Below are 16,345 nucleotides of genomic sequence, written 5' to 3'. Positions count from 1 at the left end.
TCAGAACTCCAGCGGCGCATCCAGTTCCTTCACCTGCCACGGCAGGCCGTGCCTGTTCAGCATGTCCATGAAGGGATCGGGGTCCATCTGCTCGATGTTGAACACGCCCTTTCCGGACCAGGTGCCCGTCACCATCATCGCGGTGCCGATCATCGCCGGGACGCCGGTCGTGTAGCTGACCGCCTGGTTGCCCGTCTCGGCATAGGCGTCCTCATGGTCGCAGATATTGTAGAGATAGAGAGTCTTTTCCTTGCCGTCGCGGCCGAGGCCGGTCGCGATGACGCCGATGTTGGTCTTGCCCTTGGTCGTCTCGCCCAGGCTCGACGGTTCGGGGAGCACCGCCTTCAGGAATTGCAGCGGGACGATCTCGCGCCCTTCGTAGATCACCGGGTCGATGCGCGTCATGCCGACGTTCTGGAGCACGGTCAGATGCTGGATATAGGCGTCGCCGAAGGTCATCCAGAAACGGATGCGCCCGATCTCCGGCAGGTGCGTCTTCAGGCTTTCGATTTCCTCGTGGTACATCAAGTACATGGTCTTCGGCCCGACGCCTTCGAAGTCGAAGTTCTGCTTGACCGACATCGGCGGCGTTTCGACCCAGTCGCCGTTTTCCCAGTGGCGCGCGACCGCGGTCACCTCGCGGATATTGATCTCGGGATTGAAATTGGTCGCGAAATGCTGGCCGTGATCGCCGCCGTTGCAGTCGAGGATGTCGAGCGTGTCGATGCGCTCGAAATGATGCTTCTTCAGCCAGGTGGTGAAGACGCTCGTCACGCCGGGATCGAAACCCGAACCGAGCAGCGCCATCAGTCCGGCGTCCTTGAAGCGGTCCTGATAGGCCCATTGCCAGTGATATTCGAACTTCGCTTCGTCGCGCGGTTCGTAATTGGCGGTATCGAGATAATGCGCGCCGGTCTTCAGGCACGCCTCCATGATCGTGAGGTCCTGGTAGGGAAGCGCGAGGTTGACGACATGCGTCGCACCGACCTGACGGATCAGCGTCGCGGTCGCGTCGATGTCGTCGGCGTCGACCTCCGCCGTTGCGATCGTCACCCCGGTGCGCGCCTTCACCGACTCGGCGATCGCGTCGCACTTGAACTTGCGGCGGCTCGCCAGCGTGATGGACGGGAAGATGTCGGCGTTCATCGCCATCTTGTGCACCGCGACCGAACCGACGCCGCCGGCGCCGATCACCAGAACCTTGCTCATCGAAAAATCTCCTGCGCGGCGTGTCGCCGCTTGTCATCCATGCCGCGCCCTATAGGACGAAGCCATGACACAGCAAAGCCCCGATCCCCTGCGCGACCCCGCGCGCGCGCCGACGCTCGCTGGCGTCGAGCGCGCCGCGGCGAAGGTCGCCGCCATCCTGCCGCCGACCCCGCTGTTGCCGCTGGAGGTCGACGGCGCGACGCTCTGGTGCAAGGCCGAATGCCTCCAGCCGGTGGGCGCCTTCAAGATTCGCGGCGCGTGGCACCGGCTGAGCGACCTGACTCCGGAAGAGGCGGCGGCCGGCGTCGTCGGCGTGTCGAGCGGCAACCATGCGCAGGGCGTTGCCTGGGCGGCGAAACGGCTGGGGATCAGGGCGACGATCGTCATGCCGGGCAATGCGCCGCAGATGAAGCTGGCGGCGACGCGCGCGCTGGGGGCGGAGGTCGTGCTCTATGACCGCGTCACCGAATCGCGCGACGCGGTGGCGGCGGCGCTGATCGCTGAGCGCGGGGGAACGCTGGTGCACGCCTATGGCGACCCGTGGATCATCGAGGGGCAGGGGAGCGCCGGGATCGAGGCGACCGCGCAGATGCGGGCGCGCGGCATCGCCGGGCCCGACACGGTCGTCGCCTGCTGCGGCGGGGGCGGATTGTCGGCCGGGCTCGCGCTGGCCTGCGGCGACGCGGATATTTTCGCCGTGGAGCCCGAAGGGTGGGACGATGTGACGCGCAGCCTGGCCGCCGGCGAAATCCTGTCGGTCGCGGACATGAGCTATCCGACCGAATGCGATGCGCTCCAGACGCCCGAGACATGGCCGATCAATTTCGCGGTGTTGCAGGCGCGCGGCGTGCGCGGAGTCGTGGTCACGCGCGAAGAGGTGCGCCACGCGATGCGCGTCGCCTTCGAAAAGCTGCACCTTGTCGTCGAACCCGGCGGTGCGGCGGCGCTGGCCGCGGTGCTCGCGGGCAAGGTGACGCCGGGCGCGGCAACGCTGATCACGCTGTCGGGCGGCAATGTCGATCCGCAGAAATATGCGGAGATACTGGCGGGCTGACGGACCTTCCAAAGGCCGGCAGCGCATCCCGGGCGGAAACTTATGCCGCGCGATGCGTTGCGCCGGTGGAAGGAGACGCATGATGAAGATGAGCCTGATCCTCGCGGCCCCGGTGGCGCTGGCGCTGCTCGCCGGCTGCGAAAAGGCGGAGGCGCCGGCCCCGGCGCCTACCGACACCACCGAGGTCCCGGTCGAAACCGTGCCGCCCGTCGATACCGCGGCGCCCGATGCAGGGACCGATCCGGCGACCGCGTCGCACCGCTTCGCAAGCTGGGCGGGCAAATGGACCGGGGTCGAGGGCATGTATGTGACGATCGCCCCGGCTGCCGAGCCCGGCAAATACAAGCTGGAGATGCAGTCCGACCTCGACACCAGGGGGACCTATGACGGGCAGGACAGCGAGCATGGCATCCAGTTCCGGCGCGGCGGCGAGCAACTGTCGCTCCATCGCGGCAACGGCGACGAAACCGGGCTCAAATATCTGGCCGGCAAGCAGCAATGCCTGATCGTCAAGCAGGGCGAGGGCTATTGTCGCGATTGAGATGCCGCGGCGAGCATCGATACCCCCGGCGAGGAGCGAAGCGACGCGGCAATCCGGAGCTTGCATAAACCGCTCCGGATTGCTTCGCTTCGCTCGCAATGACGAATCGTGCAAACCGGACGGACCAAATCCTCGAGGCATGCGACGACGATCGGCCTGCCCTGGTCGAAACGCTGGCGCAGGCGTTTCAGACCGATCCCGCCCTGTCGTGGATATTGCCCGAACCCGACCGCCGCGCCCGCGCGTTGCGCGGCCTGTTCCGCGCCCTCGTTCCCGCCGACATGCGTGCGGGCGTGGCGTTGCGCGGGGCGGACGACGAATCGGCTTCGTTGTGGCGGGCGCCGGGCCGTGCTCACAGCGGCAGCCTCGAATTTCTGCGCACCGTGCTTCCGCTCGTCGCGGCCTTCGGCGCGACGCTGCCGCGCGGTCTGAAGGTGCAGGGAAGCATCGACGCGCACCGGCCGCCGGGGCGCTTCTGGTATCTCCATTATGTCGGCGTGCGTCCCGCGCATCAGGGAAAGGGGCACGGCGGGCGGATCATCCGCGCGCAGACCGCGAGGGCCGATGCCGAAAGGCTGCCCTGCTGGCTGGAAACCGCGACGCCGCACAACGTGCCGCTTTACGAGCGGCTGGGGTTCGTCGCGCAGGTCGAATGGGACGTGCCCGGCGGCGGACCGCATTTCTGGGGAATGATGCGCCCGGCGGCCTGAGCGTCGTTTCGGCTTGAGAAGCCGAGTGCACCCGCGCAGGCGGGAAGCCAGAGTGGGAAGAGCCAAAATTGGCGCTACATCGCTCCGGGTCCCCGCCTGCGCGGGGACTCGGCATGGTTCATCCAAACATGAACGCCCTAGTCGTCGAAGCCGACGAAGCGGACGGCCTCGTCGACGCTCTTGCGGTTCGACACGACGGCGTTGGCGGGGAACGTCTCGTCGGGCCAGCCCATGGCGACGCAGATCATGATGACCTGATCGTCGGGGATATGCGCATGCTCGCGCACCACGGGGCTTTGCATGATCCCCTGGCTGTTGATGACGCAGCCCAGCCCGCGCGACCATGCCGCGTTGACCAGCGCATTGGTCACCGCCCCGCAGTCGAAGGGGGCGATGTCGCTGCCGAGTAGCGCGCGATCATAGGTGACGACGATGCTCACCGGCGCGTCGAACTGCCGGAAACCGCGCAGCACCCAGTCCTGCCGCGCGTCCCGATCGTCGCGCGCGATTCCCATCGCGCCGAACAATTGCTTGGCGATTTCGATCTGGCGCGTTCGGTGCGCGTCGACGACCCGGTCGAAGCGGCGGAATTCGCGGCTGTCGGGCTTGCCGGCCAAGATGCCCTCGCTATTGCCGCGGCGGATCGCGTCGAGCGGTGCGCCGGTGACGACCGAGAAATTCCAGCACTGGTTGTTGAAGGAGGAGGGCGCGCGCATCGCGACCTCGATGATCTCGGCGATCAGCGCGCGCGGAACCGGCTTGTCGAGGAAGCCGCGGATCGACCGGCGACCGCGGACCACCTCGTCATAGGGCAATGCGCCCGTCACGCCGCCTTCTGGAATTCCAGTTCGAGCCGATCCCAGATTTCGACCAGCGCCGTGGTCAGGTCGCGCATCATCGCCTCGTCGTGCGTCGGGCCGGGCGTGAAGCGCAGCCGTTCGGTGCCGCGCGGCACGGTCGGGAAATTGATCGGCTGGACGTAGACGCCATATTCGGCGAGCAATATGTCGCTGATCTTCTTGGCGCGCACCGGGTCGCCGACCATCAGCGGCACGATGTGCGTCGTCGAATCCATCACCGGCAGGCCCGCGTCGCGGAAGCTCTGCTTGAGATAGGCCGCCGCCGCCTGCTGCGCGTCGCGCTCGACGCTCGACTGCTTGAGGTGGCGGACCGCCGCGAGCACTCCGGCGACCAGTACCGGCGACAGGCTGGTGGTGAAGATGAAGCCGGGCGCATAGCTGCGGATGACGTCGATGATATTCCGGTCGGCGGCGATATAGCCGCCCATCACGCCGAACGCCTTGCCGAGCGTGCCTTCGATGATGTCGACACGGGAAGCGCACTCGTCGCGGTCGGTGATGCCGCCGCCGCGCGGGCCGTACATGCCGACCGCGTGGACCTCGTCGCAATAGGTGAGCGCGTTATATTTCTCTGCGAGGTCGCAGATCGCGTGGATCGGCGCGATGTCGCCGTCCATCGAATAGACGCTTTCGAACGCGATGACCTTGGCCGCCTGCGGATCGTCGGCGGCGAGCAGTTCCTCGAGATGATCGAGGTCGTTGTGGCGCCACACGCGCTTTTCGCAGCCCGAATTGCGGATGCCCGCGATCATCGAGGCGTGATTGAGCTCGTCCGAATAGATGATGCAGCCCGGCAGCAGCTTGCCCAGCGTGCCGAGCGTCGCCTCGTTCGAGATATAGCCCGAGGTGAAGAGCAGCGCGCCTTCCTTGCCGTGCAGGTCGGCGAGTTCGGCCTCCAGATCGATATGATAATGGGTGTTGCCCGCGATGTTGCGCGTACCGCCGGCGCCCGCGCCGACGTCGTGCAGCGCTTCCTCCATCGCGGCGACGACCTTCGGGTGCTGGCCCATCGACAGATAGTCGTTCGAGCACCAGACGGTGATTGGCTTCGGTCCGTTGTGCCCGGCAAAGCAGCGCGCGTTGGGAAAGGCGCCCTTGTTACGCAGGATGTCGATGAAGACGCGGTAGCGGCCTTCCTCGTGCAGCCGGTCGATGGCTCGGGCGAAAATATCGTCGTAGTTCACTTGCATGCCCCGCAGCTTCGGGTGCGCCGCCCCCTCCGGCGACGAACGGACGGGGCAATAGCGTCGATTTTCCGCGAAGGCCAGTGCGAACGATTCGCAAGCATGGGTCAAATTGTCTCAGTCCGCCCAATGCCATAGGGGCGCAGCGCGGCGAGCGGCGGCGGCGGAATCGCGTCGCTGCGGGTGAAGGCGGCAAGGCCCGGAGATGCGGTGATGGGCCAGTCCTGCCCCGCGGTCAGCTGGGCGACGCGCCGCGCGATGCCCGCCGCGCCGTCGATCAACTGCACGCCGGGGCCCGCCGCGGTTTGCAGCTCATCGAGCAGCAGCGGGAAATGGGTGCAGGCGAGCACGATGACGTCCATCGCATCGCCGCCGGGTTGATCGATCAGGCCCGCGATCGCGCGCGCCACCACCGCCGGGTCGACCGTCTCGCCGCGCAGCCGCGCTTCCGCCGCCGTCACCAGTTCGGGGCTGCCGTGGCGCAGCACCGTCTTGCCTGCGGCGAAGCGCGCGCTGAGGTCGTCGACATAGGGCTGGCGCACCGTCGCCTCGGTACCGAGCACGCCGATAACGCCGCTATGGGTCAGCGCGGCGGCGGGCTTGATCGCGGGGACGGTGCCGACGATCGGCAGGTCGAGCGCGGCACGGACATGCGACAGCGCGATCGTGGAGGCCGTGTTGCAGGCGATCACGGCCAGCCGCGGCTGAAAGCGCTCGACGAGCCGACCGAGCAGCGCGGGAACGCGCGCCGCAAGCTCCTCGTCGCTTTTCCGGCCATAGGGCAGGCCGGCATAGTCGGCGGCATAGACGAAGGGCGCGTTCGGCAGCAGGGCGCGCGTCGCGGCGAGCACGGTCAATCCGCCGAGACCGCTGTCGAAGAAGAGGATCGGGGCGTCGAGGGCAGGGGGGGGCATGACCGGCGCCTAGCAGGCGCGCGCGTCGCGCTCAATCGCTTCGCGCCGAACGGCTTTCGCAGGGACGACGTTGGTCCGTTTTGGCAGTCATCCGATCCGAATCCGTTGATCGCCGGGCGCATTGGCTGCACAGTGCGGCCCGGAGAATATTGGGGGACCGAGATGACCGTCTATCTGCTGATCGCCGCAGGCTACCTGCTCGGCTCCATCCCCTTCGGCGTCCTGCTGACGCGCATGTTCGGCGCGGGCGACCTTCGGCGGATCGGGTCGGGCAACATCGGCGCGACCAACGTGCTGCGGACCGGGCGCAAGGGACTCGCGGCGGCGACGCTGCTGCTCGACGGCGCTAAGGGCGCGGTCGCGGTGCTGCTCGCACGCCATTTCGTGCCCGGGCTCGGCGATCATGGCGCGATGATCGCGGGCGCCGCGGCGATGATCGGTCATTGCTACCCCGTCTGGCTGCGCTTTCGCGGCGGCAAGGGGGTGGCGACGCTGCTCGGCGTGGCGCTCGCGCTCGCCTGGCCGATCGGGCTCGTCTTCGCCGCCTTCTGGCTCGGCGCCGTGCTGCTGCTCCGCATCTCGTCGCTCGGCGGCATGGCGGGAGCGGTCGCGGCGCCCGTCGCGGCGCTCGTCCTCGGCTATCCGGTCTATGCCGTCGGGCTGGCCGGGCTGGCGGCGATCCTGCTGTGGCGGCATCGGGAGAATATCGCCCGGCTGCGTGCAGGGACCGAACCCCGCATCGGGGCGGGGAAGGGCGCGCCCGAACCGGACGCGGCCGCGTGACCGATGCCGAACGGCTGGCGCGGCTGCGGCTGATCCGCACGCCGCACGTCGGCCCGGTGAGCTGGCACCAGCTGATGCAGCGCTTCGGGTCGGGCGAAGCCGCACTTGCGGCGCTCCCCGACCTTGCGCTGCGCGGCGGCGGCAAGCCACGCATCGCCCCGGCCGACCTCGCCGAGCGCGAGATCGCCCGCGTTTCGGCGCTCGGCGCGCGCCATGTCTTCAGCGACGAAGCCGATTATTCGCCCTTGCTGCGCGAGGTGGAAAGCGCGCCGCCGGTGCTGATCGTGCGTGGCGACGGCGCAATGCTCCATCGTCCCTGCGTCGCGATCGTCGGTGCGCGCAACGCCTCCGCCGCCGCCTGCCGCTTCGCGCGCCAGCTCGCCGCCGATCTTGCGGCGCGCGGTGTCACCGTGGTCAGCGGGCTGGCGCGCGGGGTCGACACCGCGGCGCATGTCGGCGCGCTGGGCGGCGCGACCGCGGCGGTGATCGCGAGCGGTATCGACATCGCCTTCCCGACGGAGAATGCCGCCTTGCAGGACCGGATCGCGGCCGACCATCTGCTGATGACCGAACAGCCGCCGGGTACCGAACCGCTCGCGCGCCACTTTCCAGCGCGCAACCGGATCATCGCCGGGGTGGCGCAGGGAACGGTGGTGATCGAGGCGGCGCCCCGGTCGGGATCGCTGATCACCGCGCGCCGCGCCGGCGACTATGGACGCGAGGTGATGGCGGTCCCCGGCTCGCCGCTCGACCCGCGCGCGCAAGGGTGCAACCTGCTGATCCGCGAAGGCGCGACGCTGGTCCAGAATGCCGACGACGTGATCGAGGCGCTCGGGCCGATCGACGCCCGCATGACGCGCGCGGCCCCGCGGCTCCGCGATGTCGCATCGACCGGGCCGCAGGTGGCGGAGGGCGACCGCGGCGCCATCGCCAGCCTGCTCGGCGCCACCCCCGTCGCCATCGACGAACTGGTGCGCCAGTCGGGCCGCCCGGCGGCGGCGGTGCAACTCGTGCTGCTCGAACTCGAACTGGCGGGCCGCCTGGAACGCCACGCCGGCGCCCGGGTCAGCGTCGCCTGAGACCGGTGACCTCGGCCGTTAAGCCATGGTTCAGCGCCCCGCCGACAGGTTGATGATATTGTATCACATGGTGGGGAGAGGGACGATGCGGAGTCGCTTGCTGACGGGCGCAACGATGGCGGGACTGCTTGCCGCCGGGCCGGCACCGCTTCCGGCGGCAAGTGCCGCCGCGAAGCCCGTGACGGGGCAGCAGGGTTTTTGCCGCGCCGCCGATCCGCTCCCGCGCCTGCCTGCGGAGACCGAGGCGGGGCAGCAGCGGCCCGACCGCGCGCTCAAATCCCGTGGCGGCTCCGGACGCGACCGTGCGATGTCTGCCGAGCCACCGCCGCCACCAGCTCCTCCTCCCCGCCGCCCCCTCCGCCCCCGCCGCCGGCGATGGCGCCCATGGCGGCGGACGCGGTCGCGGTAACGGGTGCGCGCGCTGCGGGCGATGCGTCGCGGACTGCCGAGAGCGCGGCACCCGGATCGTCCGACGCCTCCCGCTACCCGCCATCGCCGCGGCCCTGGCCGCAGCCGCAGCCCCAGTCGGGCATCCTGACCGCGGGCGAGCATGACGACCTGCTCAATCCCGAACTCTACGCCGCCTATGTCAATCGCAGCGACCTGGGGCAGGAGGTGCGCGCCCTGCCGCGCGTCGACACGATGCGCGTGGTGACGGTCCGGGTCGCCGACCGCAACGGCCAGCCGATTCCCTTCGCCGACGTCGTCGTGACGTGCAGCGACGGCAACAGCATCACCATGGCGACGCAGGCCGACGGCAGCGCGGTCTTCTTTCCCGGCCTCGACCGGCTGAGCGAGCGGATCACCGTGTCCGCGCGCCAGGCGGGCCGGGCGATCGCCGACGCGCGCCCGGTGCTGGTGTCGGCGGCGGCCGGCGGCCAGCTCGTCGGCCTCACCGCGGACCGGACGGCGGCGAAGGCGACGAAGCTCGACCTGATGCTCGTCGTCGACACCACGGGCAGCATGGGCGACGAGATCCGGTATCTGCAGGCCGAACTGCGTTCGATCATCGCCGCGATCACCGCCAGGCATCGCGACCTCGATATCCGTGTCGGCTTCGTCTTCTATCGCGACGAGGGCGACGATTACGTCACCCGCAGCTTTGCCTTCGACCGCGACATCGGCGCGGTGCAGGGGCGGCTCGCGCAGCAATATGCGAGCGGCGGCGGCGATTATCCCGAAGCGATGGACCAGGCGCTGATCCGCGCGGTCGGGCAGGACTGGCGCCTCGATGCGGTGAAGTCGCTGCTGCTCGTCGCCGACGCGCCGCCGCATGACGATCGCTTCGGGCGGACGTGGCAGGCGGCGGAAGCCGCGCGCGCAAAGCGGATCCACATCACCCCGGTCGCCGCGTCGGGCGTCGCCGACAAGGCCGAATATGCGATGCGCGCGATGGCCGCGGCGACCCAGTCGCGCTATCTGTTCCTGACCGACGACAGCGGCGTCGGCAATCCGCATGCGCCGCCGGCGATCGACTGCTATCTCGTCACCCGGCTCGACGCGCTCGTCCGCCGCGTGATCGACAGCCAGATCAGCGGCCGCCGCATCGAACCCGAACGCAGCGAGGTGATCCGCAGCGTCGGCGATTACGACGCCGGCAAATGCCGCCTGCCCGCGGGCTTCCGGTGGGACAATCAGTAAGCGATTGACACGCCCTCGCATCTGGCGGATGCGCGGGATCGTGGGTTGCTTCGCGAACATCTCGCACCGCCGGGCGGTCGCGGGGTGCGGAGGAACGACCCATGAGGAAATTGCTGTCGGCGCTCGCCGTCGCGGCGCTGCTGGCCCAGCCTGCCGCCGCCATCGCCAGGGACCAGGAACCGGTCAAGATTTCGGGGCCCGCCAATGCGAAGGGCGTCGGCACCGTTGCGATCGGCGCGTTCAACGTCGGCTTCATCTTCGAATCGATCGACCAGACGCAGGCGAGCGGCGGCCTGATGGGCGCCTTCGGCGGCACCACCAAGGCAAAGAGCGAACTGGTCGGCGTGACGCCGGCGATGATGCAGACGATCACCGATGCGGCCTATGCCGATTTCGTCTCCCGACTTCAGGCGAGCGGCTATACCGTCCAGACGCCCGCCGACCTGTTCGGTCACGCGGCGCTCGGCAAGAGCAAGTCGCAGGACGTGCCGCTCGACATCAATATTGCGCTCGAAAAGGGCAGCAAGGGCAAGGCAACCTATTTCAAGCCCAATGACCTGCCGTCGCTGCTGATGATTCCCGGCGACTTCCTGGGGTCGGGGATGAGCAGCATCGGCATCAACATGGCCGCGGGCCAGACCGGCATGGCCTTCGCCAACTATGCGAAACAGGCGGGGGTCGGCGTGATCGACGTCGTCTATCTGATCGACTTTTCGAACCAGAAGCGTCCCGGCGCCTTCAGCTTCGGCGGCATTCAGGTCAACAGCGGCCTGTCGGTCGCGGCCGACTATTCGCGCCTGACGCTGATCGCGCCGAGCGGCAAGCAGTCGGTCATCACCGTCAAGGCCCCGGTCGCGGTCGAGGGCGATTTCATCGAAAAGGACGATGCGACCAGCGGCGCGGACAAGGCGCTGCAATCGGGCGCCAACGTCGCGGGCGGCCTCGCGGCGGTCGCCGGGCTGGGCGGCCTGCGCTTCGGCAAGACGCGCAAGTTCGAATTCGCGGCAAAGCCCCGCGCCTATGAAGAGGGTGCGGCCAAGGCGGCAAGCCTGGCGAGCGAGATGCTGATCGGGCGGCTGGGCGCCTTGCGCTGATCCCCACCGTCGCCCCGCGAAGAGGGGACCGCCGGCAGCCTTGTGCGACACCGCGAGCGGTCCCATCTTCGCGGGCGGCGACGGTTGCGCCAAATCCCTCTTGACGAAGGGCCAAGCCCTCCGCAACCCTCGCGCACACGTGTAAGGGTTCCCAGCGAACGGATTTTCAATGCAATTGGTAATTGTCGAATCGCCTGCCAAGGCGAAGACGATCGAGAAATATCTCGGCCGTGATTTCAAGGTGCTCGCATCCTACGGCCATGTCCGCGACCTGCCGCCCAAGGACGGTTCGGTCGATCCGGACGACGGCTTCGCGATGCAGTGGCAGCTCTATCCCGACAAGGCGAAGCGGCTGAAGGAGATTCAGGACGCGGCGAAGCAGGCCGACCGCCTGATCCTCGCGACCGACCCCGATCGCGAGGGCGAGGCGATCAGCTGGCATGTGCAGGAATTGCTGCGCAGCAAAAAGGCGCTGCCGCAGGCGGTCGAACGCGTCACCTTCAACGCGATCACCAAGCAGGCGGTGACCGATGCGATGGCGCATCCGCGCGACCTCGACACCGATTTGATCGATGCCTATCGCGCGCGGCGCGCGCTCGACTATCTGGTCGGTTTCACCCTGTCTCCGGTGCTGTGGCGCAAGCTGCCCGGCGCCAAGTCGGCTGGCCGTGTCCAGTCGGTCGCGCTGCGGCTGGTGGTCGAGCGCGAGCGCGAGATCGAGGCGTTCGTCACGCAGCAATATTGGTCGGTGACCGGGCTGTTCGAAATGGGCGGCACACCGTTCAGGGCGCGCCTCGCGCGCTGGCGCGGCGACAAGATCGAGCGGCTGTCGATCACGACAGAGGCTGATGCGCGCGCCGCCGAGGCCGATGTGAAGGCGGGCCATTTCACCGTCGATGCGGTCGAGACCAAGCCGCTGACCCGCAACCCGCCGCCGCCCTTCACCACCTCGACGCTCCAGCAGGAGGCGGCGCGCAAGCTCGGCTTTTCCGCCAGCCACACGATGCGCGTCGCGCAGGACCTCTACGAGGACGGCGCGATCACCTATATGCGGACCGACGGCGTCCAGATGGACGGCAGCGCGATCAGTGCCGCGCGTCGCGCGATCGCCGACCGCTACGACGGCGGTTATGTCCCCGACAAGCCGCGGCAGTATCAGACCAAGGCGAAGAACGCGCAGGAAGCGCATGAAGCGATCCGGCCGACCGATTTCGGCAGGGACCGCGTCGGCGGCGGCGACCATGCGCGGCTCTACGAACTGATCTGGAAGCGCGCGCTAGCCAGCCAGATGGCGTCGGCGCGGCTCGAACGCACCAGCGTCGACCTGTCCGACGGCACCGGCAAGACGATGCTGCGCGCGACGGGGCAGGTGGTGAAATTCCCCGGCTTCCTCGCCCTTTATGACGAGGGGCGCGACGATAACAGCGACGACGAGGATGGTCGTCTGCTCCCCGCGATGGACAAGGGCGATGCGCCGGCGAAGACCGGCGTCGAGGTCGAGAGCCACGAGACGCAGCCGCCGCCGCGTTATTCCGAGGCGAGCCTCGTCAAGAAGATGGAGGAACTCGGCATCGGGCGGCCCTCGACCTATGCCTCGATCCTCCAGGTGCTCAAGGACCGCGCCTATGTGCGCATCGAGAAGAACCGCTTCATCCCCGAGGAAAGCGGGCGGCTGCTGACGGCGTTCCTCGAACGCTTCTTCGCGCGCTACGTCGGCTATGATTTCACCGCCGGGCTCGAGGAGGAGCTCGACGACGTGTCGGGCGGCCGCGCGCAGTGGCAGGCGGTGCTCGACCGCTTCTGGCGCGATTTCAAGCCGCGCACCGGCGAGGTGATGGAACAGAAACCGTCGGAGATTACCGCGGCGCTCGACGAATTCCTCGGCGCCTATCTCTTCCCCGACAAGGGCGACGGCAGCGATCCCCGGCTTTGTCCCAATTGCGGCACCGGCCGGCTCGCGCTGCGCGGCGGGCGTTTCGGGCCGTTCATCGCATGCAGCAATTATCCCGAGTGCAAATATACCCGCAAGTTCGCGCAGCCGGGCGGTGCGGACAACGGCGCCGACAACGGCCCCGAGGCGATGGGAACCGACCCCGACAGCGGGCTCGAGGTGACGAAGCGCAGCGGTCGCTTCGGCCCCTATATCCAGCTCGGCGAGGGCAAGGAGGCGAAGCGTTCGTCGATCCCCAAGGATATCCCTGCCGAGGATTTCGACCTCGACTATGCGTTGCGGCTGCTCAGCCTGCCGCGCGAGGTCGGCATGCATCCCGAAAGCGGCAAGCCGATCGTCGCGGGGCTGGGGCGCTATGGTCCCTATCTGCTCCATGACGGCAAATATGCGAAGTTGACCGGCACCGCCGAAATCTTCGAGATCGGCATGAACGCCGCGGTGGCGCGCATCGCCGACGCGGCGAACGGCGGCGGCCGCGGCGCGCGCGCCAAGGCAGAGCCGCTCAAGACCTTCGGCCCGCACCCGACGAGCGGCGGCGAGATGAAGCTGATGGCGGGGCGTTTCGGCCCCTATGTCACCGACGGCACGACCAACGCGACGCTGCCCAAGACGGTCGAACCCGACGCGCTGACGGTCGAGGAAGCGGTCGCGCTGATCGACGCGCGCGCCGCGAAGGGACCGGCCAAGGGGAAGAAGAAAGCCGCGCCGAAGAAAAAGGCGCCCGCGAAGAAGGCCCCGGCGAAGAAGAAGGCGAAGGAATAGAATTCCGCGTGTTAACCCAACCCCGTTCGCCCTGAGCACGAACGAAGGCAAGGATAGTCCAGGCGACTTCAGGGCAGGATCAATCGACCCAGTCGAGCCCCATGTCGCGATAGACGCTGCGATCCTCGTCCCAGTTCTCCTTCACTTTCACGTGCAGGAACAGGTGGACCTTGCGCCCCATCAACTCGGCCAGCTCGGCGCGCGCCTTCGCGCCGATTTCCTTGATCCGGCTGCCCCCCTTGCCGAGGACGATCGCGCGCTGGTTGTCGCGCGCGACGAGGATCTGCTGATGGATTTCGGCGCTGCCGTCGGGGCGCGACTTGAACAGCTCGGTCTCGACCGTCGACTGATAGGGGAGTTCCTCGTGAAGCTGGCGATAGAGTTGCTCGCGCGTGATTTCGGCCGCGAGCATGCGCTCGGGCGCATCGCTCACCTCATCCTCGGGGAAATGCCACGGTCCCTCGGGCATCAGCGAAGCCAGATGCGCCTTGAGGTCGGCGACGCCGTCGCCGCTGCTCGCAGCGATGAAGAAGGTTTCGTCGAAGGGCAGCTTCGCATTCAACTCGGTCGCGATCGTCAGCAGCTTGTCCTTGCGCGTCAGGTCGACCTTGTTGAGGACAAGGAACTTTTTCTCGGGCCGTCCCGCGACGCCTTCCAGCACGCGCTCGACGCGGCCGCTCAGCTTCGCCGCGGCATCGACGATGACGAGGGTCGCCTCCGCCTCCTCCAGGCTGCCCCACGCGGCGGCGACCATCGCGCGGTCGAGCCGGCGCGTCGGCGCGAAGATGCCGGGGGTGTCGATCAGCACGATCTGCGTGTCGCCCGCCATCGCGACGCCCATCAGCCGGGTGCGCGTCGTCTGCGCCTTGGGGCTGACGATCGCGACCTTCTGGCCGACGAGCGCATTGACGAGGGTCGACTTGCCCGCATTGGGGGCGCCGACAACGGCCACGAAGCCGCAGCGTTGGGTCATTGTTTCTCTTCCTGTGTCAGCCGGTCGAGCAGAGCGGCCGCCGCGGCCTTTTCGGCCGCCTGCTTCGATGCGCCTTCGCCTTCGGCCTCGGCGAGCTTGCCGACCGCGACCGCGACGCGAAAGCGCGGCGCATGGTCGGGGCCTTCGCGGCGGACGAGGCGATATTCGGGCGGACGCCGCTTGCGGGCGAGCGCCCATTCCTGGAGCGCCGCCTTGGGATGCTTGGGCGCCGCGGTCTGCCCCTCGATCATCGCGCCCCATTCGCGGACGATGAAGGCGCGTGCCGCCACCTCGCCCCGGTCGAGCCACAGCGCGCCGATCAGCGCTTCGAGCACGTCGGCGGCGACATTGTCGCTCTGCCGCCCGCCGTCGCTGATCGCCTGCGCGCCGAAGCGGACATGTGCGTTGAGGTCGAGCCGCTGCGCGATGCGCGCACAGGTTTCGCCCGATGCCAGCGCGTGCAGGCGCGACGAAAGCTCGCCCTCGCTCGCTTTCGGAAACCGGCGGAACAGCTCGGACGCGATCACCAGCCCCAGCACCCGGTCGCCCAGGAATTCAAGCCGCTGATAATCGCCCGCGCCGCTGCTGCCATGGGTCAGCGCGCGGTGATAGAGGCCAAGGTCGCCGGGCGGCGCGCCGGTGATCGCGGCGATGGTTTCGGCGGACGCGCCTTCGCTCAAAAGCCGTCCCCGATGCGGCTCCACCGCGCGGCGGTGAACCAGCTGATCGGGTTGAGCCAGCTCGCCGAGCCGTCGGTCGAGAACATGCCGACCAGCGCGTGGCCGACCAGATTCTCTTCGGGAACCAGGCCGATCCCCTCATTCTCCACCGCCGGGAAGCGGCTGTCGGCGCTGCGGTCGCGATTGTCGCCCATCAGGAACAGATGCCCGGCCGGCACCGTGACCGGCGGCGTATTGTCCTGCTGGATCGTCGTGATGTCGAGGATCGGATAGCTTTTGCCGTTCGGCATCGTCTCGCGGAACTGCTTGTAGCGGCACTGGCGCCCGCCGTCGGCGGCGGTCTCCTCGAACTCGGGCGAATAGCAGGGCAGGGTGCCCATCGCGCGCGAGGCGTCGATCATGTTCTGCGTCACCGGAATGACGAAATCGGGCATCGGCTCGCGCTTCAGCGGCCGGCCGTTCAACCAGACGGCGCCGTCCTTCACCTGCACCGTGTCGCCGGGCAGGCCGATGACGCGCTTGATATAGTCGTTGTCGCCCACCGGCGGCGCCTTGAACACGACGACGTCGCCGCGTTCGGGGGTGCGCGGAAAGATGCGGCCGGGGATCAGCGGCACGCTGAACGGCAGGCTGTATTTCGAATAGCCATAGGCCATCTTGTTGACGAGCAGGTAATCGCCGATCAGCAGCCGCGGCTGCATCGATTCCGACGGAATGTTGAAGGGCGACAGAAAGAAGCTGCGGAAGATCAGCACCGCGACCGCGAGCAGCGCGAGGAAGCGGATGGTGTCGACCGCCTCCTCCTTTGCGGACATCGGAGCGGGGGCCGGGGGCGCGGGAGTCGGGGCGGCGGAATTTCTGGCGGTTGCGCTGGCGTCGGTCATGCCGCGCATTGGCGACGAATGGACGC

Annotated in this window: 15 protein-coding genes; 8 read left to right on the top strand and 7 right to left on the bottom strand. The window is 68.3% G+C overall.

Annotation, left to right across the window (positions count from 1 at the left end):
• Positions 1-1,209, bottom strand: a complete 1,209-nt coding sequence (locus tag AC2S9W_RS15885; protein WP_076075042.1) for a saccharopine dehydrogenase family protein — start codon at positions 1,207-1,209, stop codon at positions 1-3.
• A gap of 64 nt (positions 1,210-1,273) precedes the next feature.
• Here AC2S9W_RS15885 and AC2S9W_RS15880 point away from each other — a divergent pair, with 64 nt between their 5' ends.
• The 3 genes from AC2S9W_RS15880 to AC2S9W_RS15870 all read left to right on the top strand — a co-directional run bounded on the left by AC2S9W_RS15880 (position 1,274) and on the right by AC2S9W_RS15870 (position 3,514).
• Positions 1,274-2,263, top strand: a complete 990-nt coding sequence (locus AC2S9W_RS15880; RefSeq protein WP_067109495.1) for a threonine ammonia-lyase — start codon at positions 1,274-1,276, stop codon at positions 2,261-2,263.
• Between the two features lie 79 nt (positions 2,264-2,342).
• Complete coding sequence (locus AC2S9W_RS15875; protein ID WP_234002651.1) at positions 2,343-2,804, top strand: hypothetical protein; 462 nt, start codon at positions 2,343-2,345, stop codon at positions 2,802-2,804.
• A gap of 98 nt (positions 2,805-2,902) precedes the next feature.
• Positions 2,903-3,514, top strand: a complete 612-nt coding sequence (locus tag AC2S9W_RS15870) for a GNAT family N-acetyltransferase (protein ID WP_486571250.1) — start codon at positions 2,903-2,905, stop codon at positions 3,512-3,514.
• A gap of 137 nt (positions 3,515-3,651) precedes the next feature.
• Here AC2S9W_RS15870 and AC2S9W_RS15865 read toward each other — a convergent pair whose 3' ends face one another.
• The 3 genes from AC2S9W_RS15865 to murI form a co-directional block, all read right to left on the bottom strand.
• On the bottom strand, positions 3,652-4,341 hold the full coding sequence (locus AC2S9W_RS15865) for a nitroreductase (protein ID WP_067109501.1): 690 nt from the start codon (positions 4,339-4,341) through the stop codon (positions 3,652-3,654).
• Complete coding sequence (gene hemA / locus AC2S9W_RS15860) at positions 4,338-5,564, bottom strand: 5-aminolevulinate synthase (protein WP_404950414.1); 1,227 nt, start codon at positions 5,562-5,564, stop codon at positions 4,338-4,340. Before hemA ends, AC2S9W_RS15865 begins: the two co-directional genes overlap by 4 nt.
• A 101-nt stretch (positions 5,565-5,665) precedes the next feature.
• Positions 5,666-6,472 (bottom strand): glutamate racemase, encoded by an 807-nt coding sequence (gene murI / locus AC2S9W_RS15855; protein WP_486571249.1) that lies wholly within the window; start codon positions 6,470-6,472, stop codon positions 5,666-5,668.
• Positions 6,473-6,634: 162 nt separating this feature from the next.
• Here murI and plsY point away from each other — a divergent pair, with 162 nt between their 5' ends.
• The 5 genes from plsY to topA all read left to right on the top strand — a co-directional run bounded on the left by plsY (position 6,635) and on the right by topA (position 13,782).
• The gene (gene plsY / locus AC2S9W_RS15850; RefSeq protein ID WP_076077781.1) at positions 6,635-7,255 is read left to right on the top strand and encodes a glycerol-3-phosphate 1-O-acyltransferase PlsY; all 621 of its coding nucleotides are present in this window, start codon (positions 6,635-6,637) and stop codon (positions 7,253-7,255) included.
• Positions 7,252-8,334, top strand: coding sequence for a DNA-processing protein DprA (gene dprA, locus AC2S9W_RS15845; protein WP_199775084.1), 1,083 nt, complete (start codon positions 7,252-7,254; stop codon positions 8,332-8,334). The genes plsY and dprA overlap by 4 nt, the downstream gene beginning before the upstream one ends.
• Before the next feature lie 384 nt (positions 8,335-8,718).
• Complete coding sequence (locus AC2S9W_RS15840) at positions 8,719-9,975, top strand: VWA domain-containing protein (protein ID WP_486571248.1); 1,257 nt, start codon at positions 8,719-8,721, stop codon at positions 9,973-9,975.
• A 101-nt stretch (positions 9,976-10,076) separates the two neighbouring features.
• Positions 10,077-11,069 (top strand): hypothetical protein, encoded by a 993-nt coding sequence (locus AC2S9W_RS15835; RefSeq protein ID WP_076075048.1) that lies wholly within the window; start codon positions 10,077-10,079, stop codon positions 11,067-11,069.
• Positions 11,070-11,238: 169 nt separating this feature from the next.
• A complete protein-coding gene (gene topA / locus AC2S9W_RS15830) occupies positions 11,239-13,782 on the top strand; it encodes a type I DNA topoisomerase (RefSeq protein ID WP_076075050.1) in 2,544 nt (847 codons plus the stop codon).
• A 79-nt stretch (positions 13,783-13,861) separates the two neighbouring features.
• On the opposite strand, the gene era is transcribed toward topA, so the two are convergent.
• Genes era through lepB form a run of 3 tightly spaced genes read right to left on the bottom strand, consistent with a single transcriptional unit; the run spans position 13,862 to position 16,250 of the window.
• Positions 13,862-14,755, bottom strand: coding sequence for a GTPase Era (era, locus tag AC2S9W_RS15825; RefSeq protein WP_076075051.1), 894 nt, complete (start codon positions 14,753-14,755; stop codon positions 13,862-13,864).
• Positions 14,752-15,435: a ribonuclease III gene (gene rnc, locus AC2S9W_RS15820; RefSeq protein ID WP_104959716.1), complete on the bottom strand. Its 684-nt coding sequence runs from the start codon at positions 15,433-15,435 to the stop codon at positions 14,752-14,754. Before rnc ends, era begins: the two co-directional genes overlap by 4 nt.
• The gene (gene lepB, locus AC2S9W_RS15815; RefSeq protein WP_067109538.1) at positions 15,432-16,250 is read right to left on the bottom strand and encodes a signal peptidase I; all 819 of its coding nucleotides are present in this window, start codon (positions 16,248-16,250) and stop codon (positions 15,432-15,434) included. The genes rnc and lepB overlap by 4 nt, the downstream gene beginning before the upstream one ends.
• Positions 16,251-16,345 lie beyond the last annotated feature (95 nt).

The organism is Sphingopyxis sp. 550B (genome assembly GCF_057401805.1).
The sequence above is the reverse complement of the archived record's forward strand: the minus strand, read 5'-3'. Positions and strand labels throughout refer to the sequence as shown.